The following is a 25,753-nucleotide window of genomic DNA, read 5'->3' on the forward strand; positions in this document are numbered from 1 at the left end:
TTATAATAATGGAATGGATTTCTCCTGGACCGCTCATCGTTTTGCCGGAGGCGCACTGGCGCTGGATGTCGCCAATAGCGTCATACTGCGGCACGAACCCGAACGCCGCCGCGACCGGTTTGCTGTCGTCGTTCAACGGGACGAATTTGCAGCTGCAGCCTCGGAACTGTCGGCGGAACGGAGCTTGTTCGGCCGTTTGCAGCCGGTCGATGCCGCGAACGTGCAAACCTTCCTGCACTTGCGCGAGGCCATTGATTGCTATTTCCGCGCCCGCACGCAAGGCAATGACGAGCGGAAGGCTTTGGCCGACCTGCTCGCGTTGATCGCCAAGGCACTGCGGCTTGCACCGTCAGAGAACAGCCTCGAATGCGCGACTGCCCGATCGGCCCTCAGACTTCTGGGCGAGCCTGCGGCGGAACGGATGAAGATCTGCGGCAATTGCGGCTGGCTTTTCCTCGATCGCAGCAAGAACAGGAGCCGCTACTGGTGCGACATGGCCGTCTGCGGCAACCGCGCCAAGGCCAGCCGCCACTATCACCGCAGGAAGGATGGAGCGCCATGACGGCGTCTCGAACGACAATGATGGGGCTGGTTTTGCTGTTGGGTGGGCTTGCCCTGCTTGCGGGCTGCCAGCGGGAGAACGAGGCCGAACCGTTGACCCTGACCGGCCGCATATTCGTCTTCAACTACCGCGTCGCGCAGGCCAGTTACCTGGTGACACTCGCCCGCAATGCACCACTACCGGATGTCAGCCTTGCCGAAGCGAGCTTTGAAAATCCGGCCGGGGGTGCACCGATCGTCACCCGGACAAAGATCTTCCCCTTCTGGGACAAGATTTCGCTCGACAGCCCGCCGGTGCATTGCGTCGTCAAGGACAGGCCCTATGCGGTGACGATCCGCATCCTCGACAAGCAGAACCAGTTGATCCAGCAGATCGAAACCAGCATCACCTCGACGCTCGACCAGAGTGTTCTACCGGCAAAACCTCTGGTCGTCGGGCCGCTTTACACGCCCAATCCGGAGGTCTTCCATGCTGACGGATCGACCGACTATGCGCCGGAAACGGGCTGTCCGGAACCGGCTGCAAAAGGCTGAAGCTCAGACATTGAATCAACAAAAAACCGGAGCGTTTCCGCTCCGGTTTGATCAATGCAATCAAGTCGCTAAGGCGTGAGCCTCAGTGTTTGATTCAGCCGACGATCTCGGTGTCGGAGAACCAGTACTTGATTTCTTCGGCAGCGGTTTCCGGAGCGTCCGAACCGTGAACCGAGTTCTCGCCGATGGAGAGAGCGTGGGTCTTGCGGATCGTGCCTTCGTCAGCGTTCGCCGGGTTGGTTGCGCCCATGATTTCGCGGTTCTTCAGGATGGCGTTCTCGCCTTCGAGAACCTGAACAATGGTCGGGCCAGAGGTCATGCCTTCAACCAGTTCGCCGAAGAACGGACGTTCCTTGTGAACTGCGTAGAAGCCTTCAGCTTCGCGGGTGCTCATCCAGACGCGCTTCGAAGCGATGACGCGGAGACCGGCCTCTTCGATCATCTTGGTGATGGCGCCCGTGAGGTTGCGCTTGGTTGCGTCCGGCTTGATCATCGAGAAGGTGCGTTCAATCGCCATCAGTCTCATCCTTGTTTGTGTCATCGGGAAAGTGGGCGGTATCTAACCGCCCCGAATCACGAAAACAAGGGGGATCTGCGAATTTCACAGCGCCGTCATATTCGCAGGCTCTCCGGCGAAGGCCATTGCGGCGCCGGCTCTTCAAGCAATCGCGCGGGCGGCACCTTCGTAGAGGTCGAGGCAGCGCTCGAACCATTGCGCCACCAGGTCATCTGCCGGCAGATGCAGCGATCCGCTGGTCAGACGCAGCCATTGCAATGCACCGAACAGGATGTAGTCGGCAAACAGCGGCGTCTCACCGCCGATGAAGGGCTGGAATCCGAGCATATGGCGCATCGGCATCAGGCGCTCCGGCAGAAGCGCGATCGCCTCGTCACGGCTGGCCCTGATCTCCTCGAGCGTCTTGCCGAGCAGCCTTTCGCGGCTTTCGCGGAAATAGGCCTGATCTTCGGGCGCCAGGATGGAATAAATATCGAAAAGAGCTATGCGGGTGACGACGGGATGCACCAGACGCTGCGAATAGCCTTCCACAAGACGCGTCAGAGCCTTGCCGCCCTCGCCACCAAACAGGCTGGGCTGATCCGGATAGGCCTCTTCCAGGTATAGCGCGATCCGGAAACTGTCGGAGATCAGCTCCTGGCCGTCGCGCAAGACGGGCACGGTTTTGGACACTCCGCCTTCGATTGTCGGAATAGCCGTGAACGGCAGCGGCCTCTCCTCGAAATCGAGCCCCTTGTGGCGCAGGGCCATGACAATCTTCCAGCAATGCGGCGAAAAAGGCCGGTCGGCATCCGTGCCACAGAGAGAATAGAGGGTGCGCGCCATGGTGTACTCCAAATTGAAATCGCCCGTAGACAAGCCCAACAAGGCGACAAAATCAAATCAGCAAATTTCATCGGTCCGATCACACCGACAGAGATAAACTTCAGCTACCATGACGCAAAACATCAAAATTCGACGAGGCACAAGATGGATCACTACCGGATGTTCGCCGCCTACAATGCCTGGGCCAATATGTTGCTCTACGAGGCCGCAGCAGGTTTGACCGAGGAAGAACGGCACCGGGACACGGGCGCCTTCTTCGGCTCCCTCTTCGGCACCCTCAACCATGTGGTGACAGCGGATCGGGTCTGGCTGCACCGCTTCACCGGGCAAGGCCCGCACCCGGCCACGCTCGACGCACGCGCTGCAGAGACGTTTGGCAATCTTTGGGCAGCGCGACGCGCGGAAGACGCGCGCATCACAGCCTTTGTGGAAGGCCTCACGCCCGAGGCGCTTGCGGCGACATTTCAATACAGCCCGATCAGCAAGCCGGAACCCGTCTCACACAAACTGGGACCCGCGGTTGCGCATTTCTTCAATCACCAGACCCACCATCGCGGACAGGCGCACATGTGCCTGACAGTGCTCGGAAAGCCGTCCCTCAGCCTGGATATGATCTATTTCGTCCGCAGCGCTGGGCTTTCTTTCCTCTGACCATAGAAAAGCCGCAGGGTCTGGTCGGACCCTGCGGCTTCTCTTCGTCTTGCAGTTGGATGGATAGAATCAGGCGGCGCGGCGGATCTGCGGGCGCGTGGCGGCAATCGAGAAGCGCGCCATCAGACCTTCCAGCGTTTCCGTTTCGTGAACCAGTTGCTGGATTGCGGCAGAGGATTCCTCGACCATCGCGGCGTTTTGCTGGGTGTTGCGATCGATATGGCCGATGGCCGCATCGATTTCGCCCAGACCAACAGCCTGGTCGCGGGCCGCCGAGACGATCTTGACGATCTCGGTGCTGATCGCATTGACCTCCTTGGAGATATTGCTCAGCGCATGACCGGCCTGATCGACCAGAGCAACGCCCGTGCGGACCTGGTCGCCGGAGGCGTTGATCAGGGTCTTTATCTCCTTTGCGGCCGTCGCCGAACGCTGGGCCAGTTCGCGCACTTCCTGGGCGACGACGGCAAAACCCTTGCCGGCTTCACCGGCGCGGGCCGCCTCGACCCCCGCATTCAGCGCCAGAAGGTTGGTCTGGAAAGCGATCTCGTCGATGACGCCGATGATGTTGGAGATCGACTGCGATGATTGCTCGATCTGGCTCATGGCGGACACCGCGTCGGTGACAATCGAACCGGAACGCTCGGCGCCGTTGCGCGCCTGCTCGACCATGCGACCGACCGCTTCGGCGACCTGCGCCGTCTGTTTGACTGTCGTCGATACGCCGGAGAGCGCGCTTGCGGTTTCCTCGATCGACGCGGCCTGCCGCTCGCTGCGGGACGAGAGATCGTGGTTCGCCTGGCCGATCTGGCTGGTTCCGTTGCGGATCACCTGCGCGACCTGGCCGACTTGGCCGACAACCGATTCTAGGTTTTCGACAGAACCGTTGAAGGAGGTGCGCAACTCATCCAGCTTGCCGGGGAAAGCTGTGTCGATGCGGCAGGACAGATCACCGCCGGACAGGCGCGTCAGAGCGGTCGCCAGTTCCGACACGACCAGTTGCACGGCCTCGGCTTCGCGTGCCTTGTCGGCCTCGCGCTCAACACGCCCGGCTTCGGCTGCGGCATCGGAGCGGCGGGCGTGATCCGCCATGCTGGTCGCCTGATTTTGTGCCGCTGTTGCGGCCTCGACGGCCTTGTCGGATGCGACGAAGGCGCGAACGACGGCGGAGGTCAGGGCGATCAGGACTCCGCTTTGCAGCACCAGCACCACCGCATGCAGAATGACACGCGAGAAATCAGATTCACCGGGGAAGACCGCCAGGGGCATGGCGAGGAACAGCAAGACGTGGTGCACCGCCACCAGCGCGGCATAGCCGACGATTGCCCGCCAATCGATCCAGGCGGCACAGATGGCAAGGCTTGCGAAGAAGTACATGTGGATATCGACCTGCAGCGGCGAACCTGAGAAGTCGTAGACCAGCATGGCGACGGTTGCCGCATGGGCGATCGATGTGAGGATGCGGGTCGATGGACCGGTGCGGTCCTGCAGCCAGGCGAGCGTCGCGGGTGCCAGAACCAGCAGCGTGGCGATCACCGTGACCCAGTCGGGGCCTTCCGCGCGAAAGAGATTGCGAAGTGCGATCAGGGTAAAATTCACCCAAAGCAGGGCGAAGATGCCGACCGATGCGATTTGACGAAGTTTCTGCAACTCTTTCATTTCTATTGTCCCTCAAGGCAGCCCACTGCCAGATCATGATTGAGAACCAGAATTGCGCCCGCCTTGAACAAGCGCGATGCGAAATCCGGTGCGTCCGATTGCACCACCGATATCCAGGAATATCGACCCGACCAGACGAACTGACCGCCCGCTCCCGCGACCACCGCCATATTGCCTGCTGCCTGAAGCGCCGGGTTGGTCACAACCACGACGAAGGATCCCGTCGGGCGCGCGATGACGCCGATCAGAAGCAGTGAGGCAAAGGAGAAGTAGCCGATGATCGCTAGTCTGGCCGAAAGCACGTCTGACCGTTTTCCTTTCCGGCACTGTGCTTCGGCAACGCGCGGCCAGGGCATCGGATGTTGAGTTTTCGATGAGCACCAACTTAGTCGGCAGTTGGCTAATTTTTATTTAAAGATAACACGAATGACTGATATTTAATCAGGTCGGCGCAACCGCAAGCAGCAAAAAGAATGAGTTAACCGCGTTTTCCGTGTTCTGGCCGCGCTTAACCTTTTCACAAAGGGGAATCCGGTAGGCCTCTAATATGCAAACGGGTCTTTTGATGAGGGATTGGCGGATCATGGAAGGGGTAAACCAGCAGGGGCATGCGCATTCCAGTGGAACGGCGGGTGATCCATTGGCGAAGATCGCGTCCTTCATGGCTCGCCATGGCATTGCCGGATTGCCCAGAAATTTCGAACTCGTCCACGAAGCCTTCAGCGGTCTAAACCCTGAACTTGCACGCGAGCTAGCGGCGCTTGGCGCGCAGCCAAGCCAACTTAACCTCGACCAGCTTGGCCTCAAGCATCGACTAGCCGGCCATTGTGGCGTGCAGGCTGAACGTCTTCACGCCGAAGCGCTGACAACTCTTTCGCGGATCAAGGACCAGATCACGCTTGGCCTGACGCAGAAGCGCAGTTTCGCCCGATCTGTGGAGACGGTCGCACAAGCGATCCAGGAAGACCTGAACCAGGGCATCGAGCAATTGTTGAACGAGCTCGACCTGTTGTCATCGGTCGCAAGCCAGATGGTGCAGGCGGAAACGCTGCTGGCCAATGACATCGCAGCGGGCATCGACGTGCTGACGCAGGCCGACCGGGTGGCACGCGCGGCCAAGGGACTGGCTCTGCGCGACCGTCTGACCGGCCTGCCGAACAGGATTGCCTTCCTGCAGCAGCTTGACGGTGTCTATGCTGCGGACGGCAACGGCGCAGCCCTGATCCTGATCGAGGTTCCCGATCTTGCCGACATCCAGCACCAATATGGCGTAGAGGCCGCCACCAAGCTGATCAAAAAGCTCGCAACGATCTTCCGCAAGACGATCAAGAAACATGACTATGTCGCCCGCATCGAGATCGGCACCTTTGCCTTCCTGTTCACCGATGTCAGCGCGGATGACACCCATGTCATTGCCGAGCGGCTCCATAGCGCGGCCGAAAACAACCTGGTTTTCGCCACTGAAAACAACAATGACGCTGGCGGGCTCGCACTGGCAATCGGCCATGCCCTGAGCACAGACACACAGGACGGGCTGCAATTGCTGGCGCTGGCGGAGACGGCCGTGCAGATGGCCCGCACCAATCCACGCCAGCCGATCATCGGCCACCGTCCGTCCGGTCGACAGGTCGCCTGACCGCAGATCGTTAGGCCCGCTTGCCTTTGGCCGAAACATCGGCCAAAACGCGGCCATGATCACGATCAACGACATCTCTGCCCGCATCGCCGGGCGCCTGCTCATCGACCATGCCACCGTATCCTTGCCTGCGGGCACCAAGGCCGGACTTGTCGGCAAGAACGGCGCTGGAAAATCGACGCTGTTCAAAATCATTACCGGCGACCTGTCGGCCGAGACCGGCAATATCTCGATCCCGCGAAATGCCCGCATCGGCCAGGTGGCGCAGGAAGCGCCGGGCACGGAAGAATCGCTGATCTCGATCGTCTTGTCCGCCGACAAGGAACGGGCCGCCCTACTGGCGGAAGCCGAACATGCGACGGATGCGCACCGGATCGCCGAAATCCAGACGCGGCTTGCCGATATCGGCGCGCATTCGGCGGAAGCCCGTGCCGCCACGATCCTGTCGGGCCTCGGCTTCGATCATGAGGCGCAGCAGCGCCCGGCTTCGTCCTTTTCCGGCGGCTGGCGGATGCGCGTCGCGCTTGCAGGCGTGCTGTTTTCCGAACCGGACCTACTGCTGCTCGACGAGCCGACCAACTATCTCGACCTCGAAGGTTCGATGTGGCTGGAAGATTATGTGCGACGCTATCCGCACACCGTCATCATCATCAGCCATGACCGCGACCTGTTGAACACGGCGGTCAATTCCATCGTGCATCTCGATCAGAAGAAGCTGACTTTCTATCGCGGCGGCTATGATCAGTTCGAGCGGCAGAAGGCCGAAAACGACGAATTGCAGACCAAGGCCAAGGTGAAAAACGATGCGGCGCGCAAGCACCTGCAGAGCTTCATCGACCGGTTCAAGGCCAAGGCGACAAAGGCCAAGCAGGCGCAGAGCCGCGTCAAGGCACTGGAACGCATGGGCACGGTCGCCGCCGTGATCGAGGATCACGTCCAGCCGATCAACTTCCCGGCGCCGGAAAAGCAACCGGCCTCGCCGATCATCGCCATTGCAGGCGGCGTGGTCGGCTATGAGCCGGGCAAGCCGATCCTGAAGAACATCAACCTGCGCATCGACAATGACGACCGCATCGCGCTGCTCGGCTCGAACGGCAACGGCAAGTCGACCTTCGCCAAGTTCATCTCCGGACGACTTCAGGCCCAGGCCGGCGAACTGAAGCTCGCCCCGTCGCTGAAGATCGGCTTCTTCGCCCAACACCAGCTGGACGACCTGATCCCGGACCAGACCCCGGTTGAGCATGTCCGGCGGCTTATGCCGACCGAACCGGAAGCCAAGGTTCGCGCCCGCGTTGCGCAGATGGGCCTGCTAACGGAAAAGATGGCGACTCCCGCCAAGGACCTGTCCGGTGGAGAAAAGGCGCGGCTGCTGATGGGGCTTGCGGCGTTCCATGCGCCCAACCTCTTGATCCTCGACGAGCCGACCAACCATCTCGACATCGACAGCCGCAAGGCGCTGATCGAAGCGCTGAACGACTACGAGGGCGCGGTCATCCTGATCAGCCACGATCGCCACCTGATCGAGGCGACGGTCGACCGGCTGTGGCTGGTCAACAACGGGACCGTCACCAGTTTCGACGGCGACATGGAAGAGTATCGCAGCCTGATCGTCTCGTCCGGCAAGAAGTCTGCCGAGAAGGAAAAGGCGGACGCCGGAGCCGAGCAGGTCAACAAGGCAGAGCAGCGCAAGGCCGCCGCTGACAGGCGCGCCAGCCTCGCGCCTTTGAAGAAAAAGATCAATGAAATCGAGTCTATAACGAAGAAACTGGAGACGTTGATTCAGGCGCTTGATGCAGAGCTTGCGGATCCCGTGCTCTACGAAAAGGCACCCGCCAAGGCCGCCGAAAAGGCCAAGCAGCGTGGCGAGGCCGCGGCCAAGCTGTCGGCTGCCGAAGAACAATGGCTGGAACTGTCCGCCGAATACGAGGACGGCATGGCCGGCTGATTGCCGGCTCGCCAATGTCTCTCTCCACGCTTGGGATCAAGGCCCGGAACTGCGATGAAGACGAATGGCCTCAGGCCTTCTTTTCCCAGCGGCCTTCCGTCGTCTGCTGCCAATAGGTCAGTGCGTGCCCCTCGCCCTTGAGGCGCTTCCACTGGCCACGCGCCGCCTCCAGCTGCGGCTGGTCATAACCGTCGAAGACAAACACGACACGGTCATAGTCGAGGACCGGCGGCGGCTCGGCACCGTCGATCATGAAGCGCACGGTCGCGTTGTTGATATTGTCGGGAAGCACGGTCAGCAGGATCGGCTGGCTGTCCGGTGCTTCTCCGTCATCGGTGCCATGCGGCAGGAAGCTGTCTTCCCGGTAGACCCACAAATGCTGATCGAGCGCATCACGCAGATCCTCATCGCTGGTCTGGACCGTGACCCTCCAGCCGCGCTCGATGCTTTTCTCCAGCAGCGGCGGAAGAGCATCCTCCAGCTTTGATTCAGTCAGGTGATAAAAGAGTATTTCTGCCAAAAGCCCCGCCCCTTGCGATATCAGGCTTCGTAGCTGGCGCGAACCAGCTCGTCGAGCAGGCGCACGCCGAAACCGGAGCCCCAGGACTGGTTGATCTCGTCCGAAGGCGAGCCCATGGCCGTGCCGGCAATGTCGAGATGCGCCCATGGCGTATCCTTGACGAAGCGCTTGAGGAACTGAGCGGCGGTGATCGAACCTGCATGACGGCCGCCGGTGTTCTTCATGTCGGCGAACTTCGAATCGATCAACTTGTCATAGTCCTTGCCGAGCGGCATGCGCCACAGGCGCTCCTTGGTCGCGAGACCGGCCGACAGGAGGTTTTCCGCAAGTTCGTCGTCATTGCAGAACAGGCCGGCATGGAGATTGCCGAGCGCCACAAGGATAGCGCCGGTGAGCGTCGCCAGGTTGATCATGAATTCCGGAGCGAAGCGCTCGTTGCAATACCAGAGTGCATCGCCGAGAACGAGACGGCCTTCGGCATCGGTGTTGATGACCTCGATCGTCTGGCCCGACATCGAGGTGACGATGTCGCCCGGACGCTGCGCATTGCCGTCGGGCATGTTTTCGACAAGCCCGATGATGCCGATGACATTGGCTTTCGCCTTACGCGCGGCGAGCGTGTGCATCAGGCCGGTCACGGCCGCTGCACCGCCCATGTCGCCCTTCATGTCTTCCATGCCACCGGCGGGCTTGATCGAGATGCCGCCGGTATCGAAGACGACGCCCTTGCCGATAAACGCGATCGGCTTGTCCTTGGCCTTGCCGCCGTTCCACTTCATGATGACAAGGCGCGGCGGACGGACGGAGCCTTGGGCAACGCCGAGCAGCGCGCCCATGCCGAGCTTCTTCATTTCCTTTTCGGTCAGGATCTCGATCTCGACGCCGAGCTTTTCGAGTTCTTTTGCCTTTGCGGCAAACTCCAGCGGGCCGAGAATATTCGCAGGCTCATTGACCAGGTCACGGGCCAGAACGACGCCCTCGGCGACGGCTTCGGCCTCGGCGAACGCCTTCTTCGCGGCAGCGGCATCAGTCGTGACGATAGTGACGTTGATGGTCTTCTCATTGGTCTTGCCGTCGTCGTCATCAGCCTTCTTGGTGGTCTTGTAGTTGTCGAATTTGTAGGCGCGCAGCAGCATGCCCAGGGCGAAATCGGCAGCGGCCTTCGGCGAGACCGCAAGACCTGGCACATCAAGATAGACCGTGACTTTTTCTGCGCCCTTCAGCGCCGCTGTCGCGACACCGCCGGCGCGAAGCCAGTCATGTGCGGTCAGCGCTTCGGCTTTGCCGAGACCGATCACGACCAGCCGGTCGGCTTCGGAACCGTGCGGCGTGACAATATCGAGTGTCGCCATGGACTTTCCGGTAAATTTTCCGACCTTGGCGGCGCGCGCATACACGCTGGCGGGATCTGCGTCCGCGACACCGGCCGGCATGTCGGCCTCCACAGTCTTGAGCAAGATTGCAGCGCCATCGCTGACGGCCTGAGACTTGGTGAAGGTGATTGTGAGCTTTGCAGACATGGTAATTCCCCTGGCCTGGATAGGGCTGATAGATGTGCCCCGATCATCGCCTTTTCGGCCGCGAAGGCAAGGGCAGGCCTAACCGTAAGTGGCTGTATCCCCGTCTGATCTTGCGTCGGGAACGGCGCATTCCACAGGCACTGCGTCGTGGAAATCACGCTGTTTAAAAAAAACGGAACATGAAGGGGGAAAAAATCCTGTTCGCGGTCGCCAAATGGCCGCAAGCGTCGTAGAGACAAGCTCCTAAATCGCAGACGGGCCTCCCGGTTCGTCTTCAGGAAACCGCATGAAGCTTCTTGAACTCTATATCCTGCGACGTGTCGTGCAGATGTTCCTCACCGCCTTGCTGCCGGTGCTGGCGATCATTTGGACGACTCAGGTCCTGGCGCGCATCAATCTGGTGACAGACAGCGGTCAATCCGTCGGATCGTTCATGACGCTTGCGACGCTGATCCTGCCGACGATCGTGTCCGCCGTCCTGCCGTTTGCGCTGGTGATCGGTATCACGCAGACGCTGACGGCGATGAACAATGATTCAGAACTTGCGGTCATCGATGCGGCAGGTGCGGCGCGTGGAACCATCCTGCGGCCGATCATTACCATGGCGGTCGTTCTCAGCGTATTTTCCTTCGCGATGATCAATTTCGTCGAGCCGAAAATGCGCGTCAATGTGCGCGAGATGATCGCAGCCGCCTATGCCGACCTGCTGTCCACCGTGATCGAGGAGAAATCCTTCCGCCGGCTGGATGAAGGGCTCTATATCCAGATCTCCGAGCGTCAGGGGCGTATCCTGAAGGGGCTTCTGGTCGCCGATTCCCGCGACCCGGCATCCGCCTTCATCTACTATGCGCGCGAGGGGGCGGTGGAAGAAAACGGCCAGGCGTTGCTGATGCGCGACGGCGAGGTTCAGCGCAAGACCGTGGAAGGCAACGTCACTGTCATCCGCTTCGATTCCTACTCGTTCGACCTCTCCGAGCTTTCGAGCAATCGGGGACAGGCGCGCTTGAATTCCGGCGACCGGACCCTCGCCTTCCTCCTCAATCCCGACCCCAATGATCCGCAGTACAAAGAACGCCCCGGGAAATACCATGCCGAGCTTCATCGACGCATGAGTGTCTGGCTGTTTCCCCTGGCGTTTGCGTTGATCTCGCTCGTCATTTGTGGCGACGCCCGGTCGCATCGTGAGGCACGACTGCATCCGATGGCCGCCTCGCTGCTTCTGACGCTTGGCCTCTTCTGGCTGTCCAACTATACGGTTTCCCTGGCCGAACAGGCGAGCGCCACCACCCCATTGATCTACATGGTGCCGCTGTCGGCAATTCTCCTGTCGGCCTGGGCGCTCTACAGCGGCAAACGCCTGAGCCTGCCCAGGCCGATTGCCAATGCGCTGACACGCCTTCAGGCGCGGCTGCGCAAACTGACGCCGCAGGATGAAGGCTCCAGCGCCGGAGGTGCGGCATGATCCGGACACTCGGCCGCTACTTCTTCCGCCGCTACATGATGACGGCCTTCTGGTTCTTTGTCGGCGTCATGTCGCTCGTATTTCTGATCGACTTTACCGAATCGTCGGGGCGCTTCGGCTCTCTGCCCGGCGCTTCCGTGACCGGCACGCTGCTGTTGACCGCATTGCGGCTGCCGCTGATCATCCAGCAGACCGTTCCGTTCATTGGTCTGTTTGTCGGCATGACGACCCTGATTGCTTTGAATCGCAAGTCGGAACTGGTCGTTGCGCGTGCGGCCGGAATCTCTGCCTGGCAGTTCATGATGCCATTCCTGTTCGGTGCATTCCTGATCGGCCTTGCCACCACTCTGCTGATCAATCCGCTCGCCGCCTATGGCCAGAGCAAGGCTCTGTCGCTCGAGGCAGAATGGCGCGAAGGCTCCAATCGCACCGCAACGGTGTCCGTGCCGTGGCTGCGCCAGATCAGCGGCGATACCGACGTCGCGATGGGCGCGCGCACGGTTCTGGAGGGTGGAACGCAGCTCGTCGATGCGGTGCTCATCCACTTCGATTCCGAGGGTCGAATTGCGCTGCGTCAGGACGCTCGCACAGCGAACTTGAAAGATGGTTACTGGCTCCTTAACGATGTTCTGGAGACCCGTCCCGGCGAGATACAGAAAAGGCTCGCGACAGCCCAGGTTGCTACAAACCTCCAGAAGGACTTCATCCAGGAGCGTTTGGCACAACCGGAAACCGTTGCTTTTTATGATCTTTTTCAGAAAATCCGAGTGGCCCGTTCTTTCGGGGTCCCTACACAGGCACTGGAAACGCAGTTTCACTCACTGCTTTCCATGCCCTTTCTTCTCGTTGCAATGACCCTGATCGCCGCAACCGTGTCCATAAAGTTCAGCCGGTTTAACCAATCCCGCTCCGTGATTCTGGGTGGAATCGTTTCAGGCTTCGTGCTTTATGTTGCAACAGTGCTCGTAAAAGCATTCGGAAGCAGCGGCGTGATGCCGCCATATGTTGCGACCTGGGTACCAGTTGTCGTAGCCATGGCATTGGGAGCAACGATTCTGCTTCACAAGGAGGATGGTTAGTGGCGGTAAAAGACCGCGGGAATATCAGAAGGCTCACCGTAGCCCTGCTGACGAGCGTTGCTGTGTGTGCGTTTCCGCCTGCAGGGCAGTTCGCTTTTGCACAGGATGCGAGCCAGACCTCCGCATTGAATCCCAATCTTCCCGAAGACGCCAAGCTCCTGCTTGCCGCCAACGAACTCATCTATGACAAGGACGCCGAGCGGGTTTCCGCTACCGGCGCCGTGCAGATCAATTATGCGGGCTACCAGATGGTTGCCCGACGCGTGGACTATGATCAGAAGAGCGGACGCGTCACCGCGTCCGGCAACATCGAACTGATCGAACCCGGCGGCAACCGGATCTATGCCGAGTCGCTCGATGTCACCGACAATTTCGCCGACGGATTCATCCAGGCGCTGCGGATAGAGACGTCGGACAATACCCGTGTTGTCGGCGAAAGCGCGGAGCGCGTCGGCGGCACGCAGATGATCCTGCACAAGGGCGTCTACACGGCCTGCCTGCCCTGCGCCGAAAACCCGGAACGTCCGCCGCTCTGGCAGGTCAAAGCCGAGCGCGTTATCCAGGACGGCAAGAAGCACACCGTGCGGCTGGAAAAGGCCCGGTTCGAACTGTTCGGCTATTCACTGGCCACGCTGCCTTTCATCGAGGTGCCGGACAATACGGTCAAGCGCAAGACGGGTTTCCTTTTCCCCGAAATGCGGACCTCCGAAAACCTCGGCTTCGGCATCGCGGTCCCCTACTACATCGCGATCGCCCCTGATCGCGATGCCACGATCACGACGACCGGTTACACCGAACAGGGCGCATTGCTGGAAGTCGAACTGCGTCAGCGTTTCGAAAAGGGCGAGGCCAATTTGCGCTTCGCCGGCATCGATCAGATGAACCCCGACCGCTTTACCAGCAACACAAGCGATTCAAACCGTGACGTGCGCGGTCTTGTCGCGTCCAAGGGGGCGTTCAGGATCAATCCGCGCTGGTCTTTCGGCTGGGATGTGATGCTGCAAAGCGATAACAACTTTGCCCGAACCTATTCTCTTGACGGCCTCAATCAGTCGACCCACACGAACACCGCGTTCCTGACAGGCCGCGGCGAGCGCAATTTCTTCGACATGCGCGGCTACTATTTCGACGTGCAGGATGCCGACGTCAACGACACGGCCGAAAAGCAGCAGGCGGTCGTCCTGCCGACGATCGACTACAATTACTATGCGCCAGAGCCCGTTGCCGGCGGCCAACTCTCCGGCACGCTGAACTTTACGTCCTTGTCGCGGTTTGACGGTGACGAAACGCTGATCGATACGAATGGCGATGGCATTGGTGATTTCACACGCTTTCGCGGCCTGAAGGGGAATTCCACCCGGCTTTCGGCCGAAGCGGAATGGGAACGGACGTTCAGTGCGCCCGGCGGCCTGCAGCTCACGCCATTGCTTGCGGCTCGTGGCGACGCCTTCGGTCTGTCGATGGATGCACCGGTGGGCTACACCGGAAACTACACGACCGATGATGCCGCTACCCGCTACATGCTGACTGCTGGTCTTGAGGCTCGTTACCCGTGGCTGATCACGACCAACAACAGCAGCCACATCTTCGAGCCTATTGCGCAGATTTACGTGCGCAATGACGAGCAGATGGCCGGCGAATTGCCCAATGAAGACGCACAGAGCTTTGTCTTCGATGCGGCCAACCTGTTCGAGCGTGACAAGTTTACCGGCTATGACCGTGTCGAAGGGGGCACACGTGCCAATCTCGGCATCCGCTATACCGGAAGCTTCGACAATGGTGTGGGCCTGCGCGGTATCCTGGGCCAGTCCTTCCATCTTGGCGGAGTGAATTCGTTCGCAACCGACGACCTCGTCGCCGTCGGCTCGGATTCCGGCCTGGAAACCGATGCGTCGGACTACGTGGCCATGGCCGGTGTCGATCTGCCGTTCGGCGTATCGCTCAGCACCAGCGTGCGCCTTGACGAAAAGACGCTGGAACTGCGCCGCACCGATGCGACAGCCGCCTACACGTCGGATCGTCTGCAGACAAGCCTCACCTTCACGCAGCTCGACGCACAGCCGGAATACGGCTTCGATGAGGAAAACCAGGCGATCAGTTCGTCGGCTTCGGTCAAGATCAACGAGTTCTGGTCGGTCTATGGCTCAGTGAATTATGATATCGATGCCGACGTGTTCAACCGTCGCAGCATCGGCATCTCCTACGCCGACGAGTGCACCGTTCTGTCGATCGGCTATACCGATAAATACGATCCGGATGACTCCTCTGCCAGCGACTGGACCATCGGCGGGCGACTGGTATTCCGGACACTCGGCGAGATCAAACTCAGCGACAATTCGTTCGAGTAGGCGATCGTCTGGCTGAGGTCATTGTTTTGCCGCATGGATTGTGCAATCCCTGCGGCAGGATTTTGGTTAACATGAAGAAATTGAACCGTTCAGCCAATCTGGGCTGGTCGGGGAAAGGATTACAGATGGCTTCTGCGAAACAAGGGAAAAGCTTTCTGCTTGCCGCAGTGATCGCGCTGTCCCTCAGTGTCAGCCCGACATCGTTCACTGCCCCGGCTCAGGCTGCGACTTCAGTTGTCGCTGTGGTCAACAAGACGGCAATCACCAGCGGCGACGTCGCGCGGCGGGCTGCATTCCTGCGTCTGCAGCGCCGAGGCGGCAACACACAGAAACTCGCCAAGGAACAGCTTGTCGATGAAGTCCTGAAGCGCCAGGAGATTTCGCGTGTCGGCATGTCAGTAAGCACCAGCGATGTCGATGCCGCTTTCGAGCGCTTTGCCGCGTCCAACAAGATGACCACATCGCAGCTCAGTGGCGTTCTCGATCAGGCCGGCGTCGGTGCGGCGCATTTCAAAGCCTATATCGCGGTGTCGATGAGCTGGCCGCGACTGGTCAATGCACGTTATGCGGCCGGCTCGAAGAACAAGCTCTCCAATCAGGAGCTTGTCACCCGTCTGCTGGAGAAGAAGGAAAAGCCGGTCACGACCGAGTATTTCCTCAAGCAGGTCATCTTCGTGGTCCCTGCTTCGAAAAAAGGCATTGCCGGCAAGCGCAAGGCCGAAGCGGAAAAGTCACGCGCTTCCTTCCCCGGTTGCGACCAGGCCATGGTGTTTGCCAAGAATTACCTGGATGTGTCCATCCGCGATCTCGGCCGCGTCCTGGAGCCTGAGCTTCCGCCGGATTGGAAGCCTCTGATCGAGAAAGCCAGCGGCGGCACCACAGCGACCCGGGTGACCGAGCGCGGGGTCGAGTATCTGGCAATCTGCAACCAGCGTCAGGTTTCCGACGACGTTGCCGCCGAGGTTGTTTTCCGTGCCGAGGATCTCGGCAAGGAAAAGGAAGGGGAAAACCCCGATTCTGACAAATATCTGGAAGAGCTGCGGTCCAAGGCCCAGATCGTCATCCAGTAAAAGGCCACGCCGACATATGACCGATGCCCATCTTCCGCTCGCTCTGAGCCAAGGCGATCCTGCAGGCATCGGTCCGGATATAACGCTGCAAGCATGGCTGCGACGCGATGTGCTTGATCTGCCGCCTTTCATTTACATCGGCGACGCTGATGTGCTTCGGATACGGGCGCGGCAGTTGGAGCTTGACGTCAGGGTCCAGGAAGCGGACGTCGCCGATACCGCCGCCATGTTCGGTTCGGCTTTGCCGGTGTTCAACATACCGACCGGCACTGAAATTCTGGCCGGATCACCGCATGTCGCCAACGCAAAAGGTACGATCAGCGCGATCGAGACCGCCGTGCAATTCTGCCTCGATGGCAAGGCACGGGGTGTCGTGACCAATCCGATCGCAAAATCGGTGCTCTACGAAGCCGGGTTCGGCTTCCCCGGCCATACCGAATTCCTCGCCGACCTTGCGGCCAGGCATCTCGGTCATCCGGTCACGCCGGTGATGATGCTCGCCGGACCGAAGTTGCGGGCGGTGCCTGTCACCATACACATTCCGATCAGGGACGTACCTGACGCGCTGACACCATCCTTGATCGTCGAGACCTGCCGGATCATCGCGCATGACATGAAACAGCGGTTCGGCATTGCCACGCCGCGGCTGGCCGTTGCAGGACTGAACCCGCATGCGGGCGAAGGCGGCGCCATCGGGCACGAGGATGACGATATCATTCATCCTGCAATCCGGACCCTGCGCGACGAGGGTATCGATGCCTTCGGCCCCCTGCCCGCCGACACGATGTTCCATGATGAAGCTCGCCAGCGCTATGACGTGGCGGTCTGCATGTACCACGATCAGGCGCTGATCCCGGCAAAGGCGCTCGGCTTCGACGACAGCGTAAATGTCACACTTGGCCTGCCCTTTGTCCGCACGTCGCCGGATCATGGCACGGCCTTCGGGCTGGCCGGGACCGGCCTTGCCCGCGAGCACAGTCTCGTTGCTGCGATCCGGATGGCTGACCAGATCAGCCGGTATTCGAAAGTAGAGTCCTGATGGCCGCACTGGATGGTTTGCCGCCGCTTCGCGACGTGATTGCGAGACATGGCCTGGATGCGCGAAAAGCGCTGGGGCAGAACTTTCTGCTCGACCTCAATCTTACGCAGAAAGTTGCGCGAACGGCCGGCTCGCTGGAAGGGGTCACCGTGTTCGAAGTCGGGCCTGGTCCCGGTGGATTGACGCGCGCCATCCTTGCGCTTGGTGCCAAGAAGGTGATTGCCGTCGAGCGCGATCCGCGCTGCCTGCCGGCGCTGACCGAAGTGGCTGACCACTATCCCGGTCGTCTCGAGGTGATCGAAGGCGACGCTTTGAAAACCGACTTCGAGTCGATGGTGCCCGAAGGTCCGGTGAAAATCATCGCAAACCTGCCCTATAATGTCGGCACGCAACTGCTGGTGAACTGGCTGCTGCCGAGGCAATGGCCGCCCTTCTGGCAATCGCTGACGCTGATGTTCCAGAGGGAAGTCGGGCAGCGGATTGTGGCGAACGAGGACGACAACCACTACGGCCGACTTGGGGTTCTGTGCGGTTGGCGCACCGAGTCGCATATGGCCTTCGACGTACCACCCCAGGCGTTCACGCCACCGCCCAAGGTCACCTCGACCGTTGTCCACCTGACGCCGCGTCTCAACCCGCTGCCCTGCGATCCCGACAAGCTCGAGAAAGTCACCATGGCTGCATTCGGTCAACGGCGTAAGATGCTGCGGCAGAGCCTGAAGCCTGTCGGTGGCGAGGCCCTGCTGGCCAAAGCCGACATTGACCCGCAACGCCGCGCTGAAACGCTGAGCGTCGAGGAATTCTGCCGGCTCGCCAATCTGCTGTGAACCGCTGTGCCGCGTGGATATCGATCCTTGTGACCAGGGCTGCGTGGGCTCTTGATCCCGCTTTGAAACACGGCCGCTTGCACAAGTGGCATGCCCGATTTTCTCCACGTTCACGGCACCGCAGCGCTTCTGATTCATGAGCAAGAGCTTTGGCGACATTCCGGCGTTCGAGATCAGCATGAAAACGACGCGGATAAGCGAGTTCGGCGAGATCAAAACATGAAATATTGCCCGCACGCTCTGGTTCAGGGCTAACCTGCCCGTCATCTCCGGCTTTCCGCTGGCAAGGATCTTGGCGGCCGGGTCGGCTTAAGCCCAACCAAACTGTAACTCGGACTTTGAGGAAAACGACGTGGTGCAATCTCGCCCAAATATCCTGATCCTGATGGTAGACCAGTTCAACGGCACGCTCTTTCCCGACGGGCCAGCCGAATTTCTCCATGCACCACATCTGAAGGCTTTGGCAAAGCGCTCCGTGCGTTTTGCCAACAGCTATACCGCGAGCCCCCTCTGTGCGCCGGCTCGCGCCTCCTTCATGTCCGGCCAATTGCCGAGCCGCACTCGGGTCTACGACAATGCGGCGGAATTCTCCTCGGACATTCCGACCTTCGCACACCATCTGCGGGCTGCGGGTTACCAGACAAGCCTGTCCGGCAAGATGCATTTCGTCGGACCGGACCAGTTACACGGCTTCGAGGAGCGGCTGACCACCGACATCTATCCGGCCGATTTCGGCTGGACACCGGACTATACCAAGCCCGGCGAGCGGATCGACTGGTGGTACCACAATCTCGGCTCGGTCACCGGCGCCGGTGTCGCGGAAATCACCAACCAGATGGAGTATGACGACGAGGTCGCCTATCATGCGAACCGCCGGCTTTACGATCTGTCCCGTGGCCAGGACGATCGCCCGTGGTGCCTGACGGTCAGCTTCACCCATCCGCACGACCCCTATGTGGCGCGGCGCAAATACTGGGACCTCTACGACGATTGCCCGGAATTGTCCCCGACGGTCGGCCCCATTGCTTATGTGGATCAGGATCCTCATTCCAAGCGCCTGATGGATGCCTGCGATCATACCGCCTTTGCTATCACCGACGAGAACATTCGCAGCGCCCGCCAGGGCTATTTCGCCAATATCTCCTATGTCGATGACAAGATCGGCGAGATCCTCGACGTGTTGGAACGCACCCGCATGGCGAACAATACCGTCATCCTGTTCGTCTCCGACCATGGCGACATGCTGGGCGAGCGCGGACTGTGGTTCAAGATGAACTTCTTCGAAGGCTCTGCCCGCGTACCGCTGATGATGTGCGTGCCGGGCGTGGAGCCACGGCTGGTGATGCAACCCGTGTCGACCCTCGACGTGACGCCGACCGTTGCCGGACTTGCCGGCATCGATATCTCGACGCTCGCGCCATGGACGGACGGCGAAGACCTGATGCCTCTGGCGACGGCGACGGGCGGGCGTGGTCCGGTGCCGATGGAATATGCCGCCGAGGGCTCGATCGCCCCACTCGTCGGCATCCGGGATGGCAAGTTCAAGCTGACACTCTGTGACGTCGACCCACCGATCCTGGTCGATCTGGACGCCGATCCGCAGGAACTGGTCAATCTGGCCGATGATCCGGCCCATGCCGAGGTCTTTGCACAGTTGAAGTCAAAGGCGCTGGCGCGTGGCGATCTTTCACGGTTCGATGCCGCCGTGCGCGAGAGCCAGGCGCGTCGTCATGTCGTCTATGCCGCCCTTCGCAATGGTGCCTATTTCCCGTGGGATTACCAGCCGCTGCAAAAGGCCTCCGAGCGCTACATGCGCAACCACATGGACCTGAACATACTGGAAGAGAGCCAGCGCTTCCCGCGCGGCGAATAGTCAAAAAAGCCGGCACGGGATGTTACCCCTGTGCCGGCCAAAACCTTGAGCCGATGCCTGTGATCAGGCAATCAGGCCTTCGACGAAATCGAACAGGCCGTGGCGACGGTCGCGGCGCAGGCGCTCCGCCTTGACGATCGACTGCACGGCATCGAAAGCAGACTGCAGATCGTCATTGACGATCACATAGTCGTATTCGCGCCAATGGGCGATCTCGGCGCGGGAATTCGCCAGACGCGTCTGGATGACCTCTTCCGTGTCTTCTGCACGGCGATGCAGGCGCGACTGCAGCTCGGCCATGGTCGGCGGCAGGATGAAGATCGACACGACATCGACCGACATCTTTTCCTGCAACTGCTGGGCGCCCTGCCAGTCGATGTCGAACAGCATGTCCCGGCCTTCACCCATCGCAGTTTCAACCGCTTCGCGCGGCGTGCCGTAGTAGTTGCCATGCACCTGCGCCCATTCGAGCAGCGAGTCGCTGTCGCGCAGGCGCTCGAACTCGCGCTGGGAAACGAACTGGTAGTGCACGCCCTCGATTTCACTCTGGCGGCGCTGGCGGGTGGTGACGCTGACCGACAGGCCGATCTGCTTGTCCTTGTCCATCAGCGTGCGGGCAATGGTGGATTTCCCGGCGCCGGACGGCGAGGAGATGACGAGCATCAGGCCCCGCCTGGCGATCTTGACGTGTGCGGGCGCAATGTCGGCCATGAACTACTCCAGATTTTGAACCTGTTCCCGGAACTGGTCGATGACGACCTTGAGTTCGATGCCGGCGGAGGTCACCGCGACGGCATTTGATTTGGAACAGATCGTATTTGATTCTCGGTTAAATTCTTGTGCTAGGAAATCGAGTTTGCGGCCGATCGGACCGCCTGTGGTCAGCAATTCGCGCGCGGCGATCACATGCGCCTTCAACCGGTCGATCTCTTCGCGCAGATCGGCCTTGGTGGCAATCAGGGCAATTTCCGAATGCAAACGGTCGCGATCGAGGCCGGACGTGTTGTCGAGAATGACAGCCAGCTGGTTTTCCAGTCGGCGACCGATCTCATCCGGCTGCCGGGATGGATCCGCTTCAATCTGAAGCGCCAGTTCCTCGATCCGGGTGATGTGATCTTCGAGCACGCGACGCAGGGCATCGCCTTCACTGGCACGCATGTCGACCAGTGCAGCTACCGCGCGCTCAAGGCCTGCGACAATGTCGCCGTCACGAGCAGCGATCGCGGCCTCGTCATCGGTCGCCTCACGCAGATCGACAAGGCCGCGGATCGACAGGAGCGTATCGAGGCGCAGTGGCGCGGGATCGATCAGGCCGGGGCCGAGTTCGTCGCGCAGGCGCAGCACCGCGTCGAGTGCATCGCGGTTGAGCACTGCTTCCACCCGGTTCTCACTCACAGTGAGCGAAAGGGTCACCTGCAGATTGCCCCGCGTCAGGCGCTCGGTGACCAGCCGACGAACTTCCGTCTCCAGGCTTTCCAGACCCTGCGGCAAACGTGGACGGATATCGAGGCCCTTGCCGTTGACCGAGCGGAATTCCCAGGCCCAGCGATAGCGCCCGGTCGTTCCTTCATTGCGGGCAAAGCCCGTCATGGATTGCAGTGTCATTGGCCCGTGCCCCCTTGCCCGGTCGTCAGTTCTTCTTGGCCTGCGGGTCCACTTCCGGCGCAACATCCAGTGTTGCGGGCGGATTGGCGGCACGCTCGGCTTCGAGCTTGCGCCAACGACGGACATTGGCGTTGTGCTCTTCGAGCGTGGCGGCAAACACGTGTCCCCCGGTGCCGTCCGCAACGAAGTAGAGATCCTTGGTTTTCCACGGATGCGCAACGGCTTCAAGGGCGGCACGGCCCGGATTGGCGATCGGCGCCGGCGGCAGGCCCTTGATCAGATAGGTGTTGTAGGGCGTTTCCTTCTTGATGTCGGACTGGAAGATCGGCCGGTCGGCCGGTTTTCCGTCACCACCGAACAGGCCGTAGATGATCGTCGGGTCCGACTGCAGGCGCATGCCCTTGGCGAGGCGGTTGATGAAGACCGAGGCCACATGGGCGCGTTCGTCATCCTTGCCGGTTTCCTTCTCGACGATCGAGGCGAGCGTGATGAACTCTTCCTTGGTCGTGACCGGAAGGTCAGGATCGCGTCGCTCCCAGATCTGGTCGATCAGGCGCTGCTGCGCTGCAGCCATCTGGCTGACGATCTCGGCACGATTGGTGCCGCGCGAGAACTTGTATGTGTCCGGTCGCAGGCTGCCTTCGGCTGGCAGTTCGGTCGGCAGATCGCCTTCCAGAACCGTGTCTTCGGCCAGACGCTGGAACATCTGCTTGACGGTCAGGCCTTCCGGCAGGGAGACCGAATACAAGATCGATTTGCCCGACTGCAGAAGTTCGGTCACTTCCTTCATCGACGCGCCCGCCTTGACCTCGTATTCGCCGGCCTTGAGCGTGTCGCCCTCTTCCAAGTAGGTCGCCGTCACGTAACGATAGATGCGCGCATCCGAAACGATGTTGTTGCGCTCGAGATTGTTGGCGATTTCCGCCAGGCCTGCGCCACTGCGCACGACAAAGTTCGTGTTGGTCGCCAGCGGACCCGGCCTTTGGTAGCTGTCCATGACATAGAAGAATCCGGCGACCGCAACCACGCCGACGAAGACGATCATCGTCATGACAAAATTGAGAAAAATCACGAGCTGGCTGCGAGCCTTGCGCGACCGGCGCGGCGGCTGCGGCACGCGTTCGGGGCGCAATGCCTCGTTTGGCGACTTGGGAATAATCGGCCCCTTGGTCGTCGCCTTGGCTTCGGCCTCGCGGCCAAAGGAAACACCGTTGTTCTGGCTACCGCCGTTCTGGCTGTTGTCGGTCACCGGCAATCCTTCTTTGTTTCGCTGTCGCTGCTCTTTCAGCCAGCAATGCGGCAAAATCCGGGTTAGCGCTCAACGCAGTGCGTTGTGTGGGCGTCAGATTTCTATCCGCAAAAAAGGGGTGCGGGCAAGACCGGCACCCCCGTCATTCAAGCCAATGGCAAGGTCAAAGGCTGCTTGGAGGCAACCTTTGCCTCTTTCGCCTCAGGCCTCGTAGCGGCGCAGGACCAGCGAGGCGTTCGTACCGCCGAAGCCGAAGGAATTCGACAGGGCAACATTGATGTCGCGCTTGCGGGCCTTGTGCGGCACGAGATCGATCGCGGTCTCAACCTGCGGATTGTCGAGGTTCAACGTCGGCGGCGCGACATTGTCGCGGATCGCCAGCGCCGAGAAGATCGCCTCGACGGCGCCTGCTGCACCGAGAAGATGGCCGATAGCCGACTTGGTCGAGGACATCGAGATCTTCGAAGCGTGTTCGCCAACCAGGCGTTCAACGGCTCCGAGTTCGATCGTATCGGCCATGGTCGAGGTGCCGTGGGCGTTGATATAGTCGATATCGCCAGCCGTCAGCCCGGCGCGCTTTAGCGCCATGGTCATGCAACGGAACGCGCCGTCGCCGTCTTCCGACGGAGCGGTGATGTGGAATGCATCACCCGACAGACCATAGCCGACAACTTCGGCATAGATCTTGGCGCCGCGCGCCTTGGCGTGTTCGAGATCTTCCAGAACGACAATGCCAGCGCCCTCGCCCATGACAAAACCGTCGCGGTCCTTGTCATACGGGCGCGAAGCCTTGGTCGGATCGTCGTTGTGGGCGGTCGACAGCGCCCTGCAGGCGGCAAAGCCGGCCAGCGAAATGCGGCTGATCGGCGATTCCGTGCCGCCGGCGACCATGACGTCGGCATCGCCGAGCGCGATCAGACGGGCGGCATCGCCAATGGCGTGCGCGCCGGTCGAACAGGCCGTGACGACGGAATGGTTCGGACCACGCAGCTTGTGGCGGATCGATACCTGGCCCGAGGCCAGGTTGATCAGGCGGCCGGGAATGAAGAACGGCGACAGGCGGCGCGGCCCCTTGTCGCGCAGGATGTGACCGGCTTCGACGATACCTTCGAGGCCACCGATGCCCGAGCCGATCAGAACGCCGCTGGCGCACTGGTCTTCATAGGTCTTGGGTTCCCAACCGGCATCCTTCAGCGCCATGTCGGCCGCTGCGATCGCGTAGATGATGAAATTGTCGACCTTGCGCTGCTCTTTCAGCTCCATCCAGTCGTCGGGGCTGAATGCACCCTCGCCTTCGGTTGGAATCCGGCAGGCAATCTTCGCCGGGAGGTCATCGACCTGAAATTCGGTGACGAGGCGGGCACCGCTCTGGCCAGCCAGCAGGCGCGCCCAAGTCAGTTCCGTTCCGCATCCGAGAGGAGATACCATGCCGGTACCGGTGATAACGACACGTCTCATCGTCCGAGCCCATCCCACGCTTTTGACCGCAGTCTTTTAAATACAGCAAGGCCCGCATATCGCGGGCCCCGGCAGGATGAGTGGCCTCGGCCACCCTCCCGCATTATGTCAGTCGATCAGGCCTGGGCCTTCTCGATGAACTTGACAGCGTCGCCGACCGTCAGGATCGAGTCTGCTGCATCGTCCGGAATTTCAACGCCGAATTCTTCTTCGAAGGCCATGACCAGTTCGACAGTGTCGAGCGAGTCGGCGCCCAGATCGTCGATGAAGCTCGCGCCTTCGACAACCTTTTCAGCGTCTACGCCGAGATGATCAATTACAATTTTCTTCACGCGTTCTGCGATATCGCTCATGTCGGTTTCCTCGACCTTCTTAATCTCAGAGGGTGCCGTAATGGCGTCCCTGCCCTGCATTAGCCGGTGATCGTCTAAGACCCCACCAGCAAACCCGATCTGCTCCGCCTAGAGCAGTTTATGCAAACAAAAGCATAAACTTCGGCCCATAGAACGGAACGACTGTTTACAGTCATGGCCCGCTTAACACGGTTTCCCCGCGCCGCATAGCCAGAAATTCGCCCGCCGCGCTTGCTCAACATGCAATTTCGGCAAACGAAATCCAAGCGCCCGAAGGCGTTAGATCATCGCCATGCCGCCGTTGACGTGCAAGGTCTGTCCGGTCATGTAGCCCGCCTCGCTGGAGGCGAGATAAAGAACGGCCGCAGCGATATCCGAACCGGCGCCCATGCGCTTCATCGGGATCGCGCCCATGATCGCTTCCTTCTGCTTCTCGTTGAGCTTGCCGGTCATGGCGCTCTCGATGAAGCCCGGCGCGACACAGTTGACCGTCACGTTGCGCGTGGCGATTTCCTGGGCGAGCGACTTGGAGAAGCCGATCATGCCGGCCTTGGAGGCGCAGTAATTGGCCTGGCCCGGATTGCCGGTGACGCCGACGATCGAGGTGATGTTGATGATGCGGCCATAGCGGCGGCGCATCATCGGATGCGTCAGTTCCCGGGTCAGCCGGAAGACGGAGGTGAGGTTCACTTCCAGAACCGCGTCCCAGTCGGCGTCGCTCATGCGAACAAAAAGACCGTCCTTGGTGATGCCGGCATTGTTGACAAGGATATCGACACCGCCGAGTTCAGCTTCAGCCTTTTCGCCGAGTGCCTTGACTTCGTCGCGGTCGGAGAGGTTTGCCGGGAAGATGTGCACACGCTCGCCGAGTTCGGCGGCAAGCGCTTCCAGCTTCTCGACGCGGGTGCCGTGCAGGCCGACGACAGCGCCTTGGCTGTGCAGCATGCGGGCGATCTCTTCGCCGAGGCCACCGGTCGCGCCGGTCACGAGGGCCTTGCGGCCGGTCAGATCAAACATGATCG

At 60.6% G+C, this 25,753-nt stretch carries 24 protein-coding genes; 12 read left to right on the top strand and 12 right to left on the bottom strand.

Annotation, left to right across the window (positions count from 1 at the left end; genetic code table 11):
* The first annotated feature begins 13 nt into the window (after nucleotides 1–13).
* Entirely contained in the window at nucleotides 14–562 is a 549-nt protein-coding gene (locus GVK95_RS18645; RefSeq protein WP_159952204.1) for a CGNR zinc finger domain-containing protein, read from the top strand.
* Nucleotides 559–1,095, top strand: coding sequence for a hypothetical protein (locus GVK95_RS18650; RefSeq protein ID WP_159952205.1), 537 nt, complete (start codon nucleotides 559–561; stop codon nucleotides 1,093–1,095). The genes GVK95_RS18645 and GVK95_RS18650 overlap by 4 nt, the downstream gene beginning before the upstream one ends.
* A gap of 94 nt (nucleotides 1,096–1,189) precedes the next feature.
* On the opposite strand, the gene ndk is transcribed toward GVK95_RS18650, so the two are convergent.
* Together ndk and GVK95_RS18660 are read right to left on the bottom strand one after the other, a co-directional pair.
* Nucleotides 1,190–1,612 (bottom strand): nucleoside-diphosphate kinase, encoded by a 423-nt coding sequence (ndk, locus tag GVK95_RS18655; protein WP_159952206.1) that lies wholly within the window; start codon nucleotides 1,610–1,612, stop codon nucleotides 1,190–1,192.
* A 141-nt stretch (nucleotides 1,613–1,753) separates the two neighbouring features.
* Nucleotides 1,754–2,437, bottom strand: a complete 684-nt coding sequence (locus GVK95_RS18660; RefSeq protein ID WP_159952207.1) for a glutathione S-transferase family protein — start codon at nucleotides 2,435–2,437, stop codon at nucleotides 1,754–1,756.
* 144 nt (nucleotides 2,438–2,581) lie between these two features.
* Between GVK95_RS18660 and GVK95_RS18665 the strand changes: the two genes are divergently transcribed.
* Complete coding sequence (locus tag GVK95_RS18665; RefSeq protein WP_159952208.1) at nucleotides 2,582–3,088, top strand: DinB family protein; 507 nt, start codon at nucleotides 2,582–2,584, stop codon at nucleotides 3,086–3,088.
* Between the two features lie 69 nt (nucleotides 3,089–3,157).
* Here the strand turns inward: GVK95_RS18665 and GVK95_RS18670 are convergent, their stop codons facing one another.
* Both GVK95_RS18670 and GVK95_RS18675 read right to left on the bottom strand, forming a co-directional pair.
* Nucleotides 3,158–4,747 carry a methyl-accepting chemotaxis protein gene (locus GVK95_RS18670; RefSeq protein WP_159952209.1) on the bottom strand — a complete coding sequence of 530 codons (1,590 nt, stop codon included), beginning with the start codon at nucleotides 4,745–4,747 and terminating at the stop codon, nucleotides 3,158–3,160.
* Nucleotides 4,748–4,749: 2 nt separating this feature from the next.
* Complete coding sequence (locus GVK95_RS18675) at nucleotides 4,750–5,049, bottom strand: hypothetical protein (RefSeq protein ID WP_159952210.1); 300 nt, start codon at nucleotides 5,047–5,049, stop codon at nucleotides 4,750–4,752.
* 281 nt (nucleotides 5,050–5,330) lie between these two features.
* Here GVK95_RS18675 and GVK95_RS18680 point away from each other — a divergent pair, with 281 nt between their 5' ends.
* Both GVK95_RS18680 and GVK95_RS18685 read left to right on the top strand, forming a co-directional pair.
* On the top strand, nucleotides 5,331–6,383 hold the full coding sequence (locus GVK95_RS18680; protein ID WP_159952211.1) for a diguanylate cyclase: 1,053 nt from the start codon (nucleotides 5,331–5,333) through the stop codon (nucleotides 6,381–6,383).
* Nucleotides 6,384–6,438: 55 nt separating this feature from the next.
* Nucleotides 6,439–8,328 carry an ABC-F family ATP-binding cassette domain-containing protein gene (locus tag GVK95_RS18685; RefSeq protein WP_159952212.1) on the top strand — a complete coding sequence of 630 codons (1,890 nt, stop codon included), beginning with the start codon at nucleotides 6,439–6,441 and terminating at the stop codon, nucleotides 8,326–8,328.
* 70 nt (nucleotides 8,329–8,398) lie between these two features.
* Here the strand turns inward: GVK95_RS18685 and GVK95_RS18690 are convergent, their stop codons facing one another.
* The gene (locus tag GVK95_RS18690; protein ID WP_007608980.1) at nucleotides 8,399–8,848 is read right to left on the bottom strand and encodes a DNA polymerase III subunit chi; all 450 of its coding nucleotides are present in this window, start codon (nucleotides 8,846–8,848) and stop codon (nucleotides 8,399–8,401) included.
* Between the two features lie 20 nt (nucleotides 8,849–8,868).
* Nucleotides 8,869–10,368, bottom strand: coding sequence for a leucyl aminopeptidase (locus tag GVK95_RS18695; protein WP_159952213.1), 1,500 nt, complete (start codon nucleotides 10,366–10,368; stop codon nucleotides 8,869–8,871).
* A 286-nt stretch (nucleotides 10,369–10,654) separates the two neighbouring features.
* On the opposite strand from GVK95_RS18695, the gene GVK95_RS18700 reads away from it, so the two are divergent.
* The 7 genes from GVK95_RS18700 to betC all read left to right on the top strand — a co-directional run bounded on the left by GVK95_RS18700 (nucleotide 10,655) and on the right by betC (nucleotide 20,066).
* Nucleotides 10,655–11,830 (top strand): LptF/LptG family permease, encoded by a 1,176-nt coding sequence (locus tag GVK95_RS18700; RefSeq protein ID WP_159952214.1) that lies wholly within the window; start codon nucleotides 10,655–10,657, stop codon nucleotides 11,828–11,830.
* Nucleotides 11,827–12,909 (top strand): LPS export ABC transporter permease LptG, encoded by a 1,083-nt coding sequence (gene lptG / locus GVK95_RS18705; RefSeq protein ID WP_159952215.1) that lies wholly within the window; start codon nucleotides 11,827–11,829, stop codon nucleotides 12,907–12,909. Before GVK95_RS18700 ends, lptG begins: the two co-directional genes overlap by 4 nt.
* A complete protein-coding gene (locus GVK95_RS18710) occupies nucleotides 12,909–15,257 on the top strand; it encodes an LPS-assembly protein LptD (protein WP_159952216.1) in 2,349 nt (782 codons plus the stop codon). The genes lptG and GVK95_RS18710 overlap by 1 nt, the downstream gene beginning before the upstream one ends.
* A 125-nt stretch (nucleotides 15,258–15,382) precedes the next feature.
* Nucleotides 15,383–16,327 carry a peptidylprolyl isomerase gene (locus GVK95_RS18715; RefSeq protein WP_159952217.1) on the top strand — a complete coding sequence of 315 codons (945 nt, stop codon included), beginning with the start codon at nucleotides 15,383–15,385 and terminating at the stop codon, nucleotides 16,325–16,327.
* Nucleotides 16,328–16,343: 16 nt separating this feature from the next.
* Nucleotides 16,344–17,366: a 4-hydroxythreonine-4-phosphate dehydrogenase PdxA gene (gene pdxA / locus GVK95_RS18720; RefSeq protein ID WP_159952218.1), complete on the top strand. Its 1,023-nt coding sequence runs from the start codon at nucleotides 16,344–16,346 to the stop codon at nucleotides 17,364–17,366.
* Nucleotides 17,366–18,193, top strand: coding sequence for a 16S rRNA (adenine(1518)-N(6)/adenine(1519)-N(6))-dimethyltransferase RsmA (gene rsmA, locus GVK95_RS18725; RefSeq protein WP_159952219.1), 828 nt, complete (start codon nucleotides 17,366–17,368; stop codon nucleotides 18,191–18,193). The genes pdxA and rsmA overlap by 1 nt, the downstream gene beginning before the upstream one ends.
* Before the next feature lie 352 nt (nucleotides 18,194–18,545).
* The gene (gene betC / locus GVK95_RS18730; protein WP_159952220.1) at nucleotides 18,546–20,066 is read left to right on the top strand and encodes a choline-sulfatase; all 1,521 of its coding nucleotides are present in this window, start codon (nucleotides 18,546–18,548) and stop codon (nucleotides 20,064–20,066) included.
* A 63-nt stretch (nucleotides 20,067–20,129) separates the two neighbouring features.
* Here the strand turns inward: betC and gmk are convergent, their stop codons facing one another.
* The 6 genes from gmk to fabG all read right to left on the bottom strand — a co-directional run bounded on the left by gmk (nucleotide 20,130) and on the right by fabG (nucleotide 25,748).
* On the bottom strand, nucleotides 20,130–20,777 hold the full coding sequence (gmk, locus tag GVK95_RS18735; RefSeq protein WP_007608995.1) for a guanylate kinase: 648 nt from the start codon (nucleotides 20,775–20,777) through the stop codon (nucleotides 20,130–20,132).
* 3 nt (nucleotides 20,778–20,780) lie between these two features.
* Nucleotides 20,781–21,671 carry a YicC/YloC family endoribonuclease gene (locus GVK95_RS18740; RefSeq protein WP_159952221.1) on the bottom strand — a complete coding sequence of 297 codons (891 nt, stop codon included), beginning with the start codon at nucleotides 21,669–21,671 and terminating at the stop codon, nucleotides 20,781–20,783.
* A 25-nt stretch (nucleotides 21,672–21,696) separates the two neighbouring features.
* Nucleotides 21,697–22,920, bottom strand: coding sequence for an endolytic transglycosylase MltG (gene mltG / locus GVK95_RS18745; protein WP_200844323.1), 1,224 nt, complete (start codon nucleotides 22,918–22,920; stop codon nucleotides 21,697–21,699).
* Nucleotides 22,921–23,121: 201 nt separating this feature from the next.
* On the bottom strand, nucleotides 23,122–24,378 hold the full coding sequence (fabF, locus tag GVK95_RS18750; protein WP_159952222.1) for a beta-ketoacyl-ACP synthase II: 1,257 nt from the start codon (nucleotides 24,376–24,378) through the stop codon (nucleotides 23,122–23,124).
* 116 nt (nucleotides 24,379–24,494) lie between these two features.
* Nucleotides 24,495–24,731, bottom strand: coding sequence for an acyl carrier protein (locus GVK95_RS18755; RefSeq protein WP_027507378.1), 237 nt, complete (start codon nucleotides 24,729–24,731; stop codon nucleotides 24,495–24,497).
* 279 nt (nucleotides 24,732–25,010) lie between these two features.
* A complete protein-coding gene (gene fabG / locus GVK95_RS18760) occupies nucleotides 25,011–25,748 on the bottom strand; it encodes a 3-oxoacyl-[acyl-carrier-protein] reductase (RefSeq protein WP_159952223.1) in 738 nt (245 codons plus the stop codon).
* Nucleotides 25,749–25,753: the final 5 nt, after the last annotated feature.

It is taken from the genome of Rhizobium sp. 18065, from assembly GCF_902706095.1.
Classification (GTDB): Bacteria; Pseudomonadota; Alphaproteobacteria; order Rhizobiales; family Rhizobiaceae; genus Allorhizobium.

What these genes read in the sequence shown, in the direction of transcription:
- GVK95_RS18645 (WP_159952204.1), top strand. Translation starts at nt 14, where the DNA reads ATGGATTTCTCCTGGACCGCTCATCGTTTTGCCGGAGGCGCACTGGCG.
- GVK95_RS18650 (WP_159952205.1), top strand. Translation starts at nt 559, where the DNA reads ATGACGGCGTCTCGAACGACAATGATGGGGCTGGTTTTGCTGTTGGGT.
- ndk (WP_159952206.1), bottom strand. Translation starts at nt 1,612, where the DNA reads ATGGCGATTGAACGCACCTTCTCGATGATCAAGCCGGACGCAACCAAG.
- GVK95_RS18660 (WP_159952207.1), bottom strand. Translation starts at nt 2,437, where the DNA reads ATGGCGCGCACCCTCTATTCTCTCTGTGGCACGGATGCCGACCGGCCT.
- GVK95_RS18665 (WP_159952208.1), top strand. Translation starts at nt 2,582, where the DNA reads ATGGATCACTACCGGATGTTCGCCGCCTACAATGCCTGGGCCAATATG.
- GVK95_RS18670 (WP_159952209.1), bottom strand. Translation starts at nt 4,747, where the DNA reads ATGAAAGAGTTGCAGAAACTTCGTCAAATCGCATCGGTCGGCATCTTC.
- GVK95_RS18680 (WP_159952211.1), top strand. Translation starts at nt 5,331, where the DNA reads ATGGAAGGGGTAAACCAGCAGGGGCATGCGCATTCCAGTGGAACGGCG.
- GVK95_RS18685 (WP_159952212.1), top strand. Translation starts at nt 6,439, where the DNA reads ATGATCACGATCAACGACATCTCTGCCCGCATCGCCGGGCGCCTGCTC.
- GVK95_RS18695 (WP_159952213.1), bottom strand. Translation starts at nt 10,368, where the DNA reads ATGTCTGCAAAGCTCACAATCACCTTCACCAAGTCTCAGGCCGTCAGC.
- GVK95_RS18700 (WP_159952214.1), top strand. Translation starts at nt 10,655, where the DNA reads ATGAAGCTTCTTGAACTCTATATCCTGCGACGTGTCGTGCAGATGTTC.
- lptG (WP_159952215.1), top strand. Translation starts at nt 11,827, where the DNA reads ATGATCCGGACACTCGGCCGCTACTTCTTCCGCCGCTACATGATGACG.
- GVK95_RS18715 (WP_159952217.1), top strand. Translation starts at nt 15,383, where the DNA reads ATGGCTTCTGCGAAACAAGGGAAAAGCTTTCTGCTTGCCGCAGTGATC.
- pdxA (WP_159952218.1), top strand. Translation starts at nt 16,344, where the DNA reads ATGACCGATGCCCATCTTCCGCTCGCTCTGAGCCAAGGCGATCCTGCA.
- rsmA (WP_159952219.1), top strand. Translation starts at nt 17,366, where the DNA reads ATGGCCGCACTGGATGGTTTGCCGCCGCTTCGCGACGTGATTGCGAGA.
- gmk (WP_007608995.1), bottom strand. Translation starts at nt 20,777, where the DNA reads ATGGCCGACATTGCGCCCGCACACGTCAAGATCGCCAGGCGGGGCCTG.
- GVK95_RS18740 (WP_159952221.1), bottom strand. Translation starts at nt 21,671, where the DNA reads ATGACACTGCAATCCATGACGGGCTTTGCCCGCAATGAAGGAACGACC.
- fabF (WP_159952222.1), bottom strand. Translation starts at nt 24,378, where the DNA reads ATGAGACGTGTCGTTATCACCGGTACCGGCATGGTATCTCCTCTCGGA.
- GVK95_RS18755 (WP_027507378.1), bottom strand. Translation starts at nt 24,731, where the DNA reads ATGAGCGATATCGCAGAACGCGTGAAGAAAATTGTAATTGATCATCTC.
- fabG (WP_159952223.1), bottom strand. Translation starts at nt 25,748, where the DNA reads ATGTTTGATCTGACCGGCCGCAAGGCCCTCGTGACCGGCGCGACCGGT.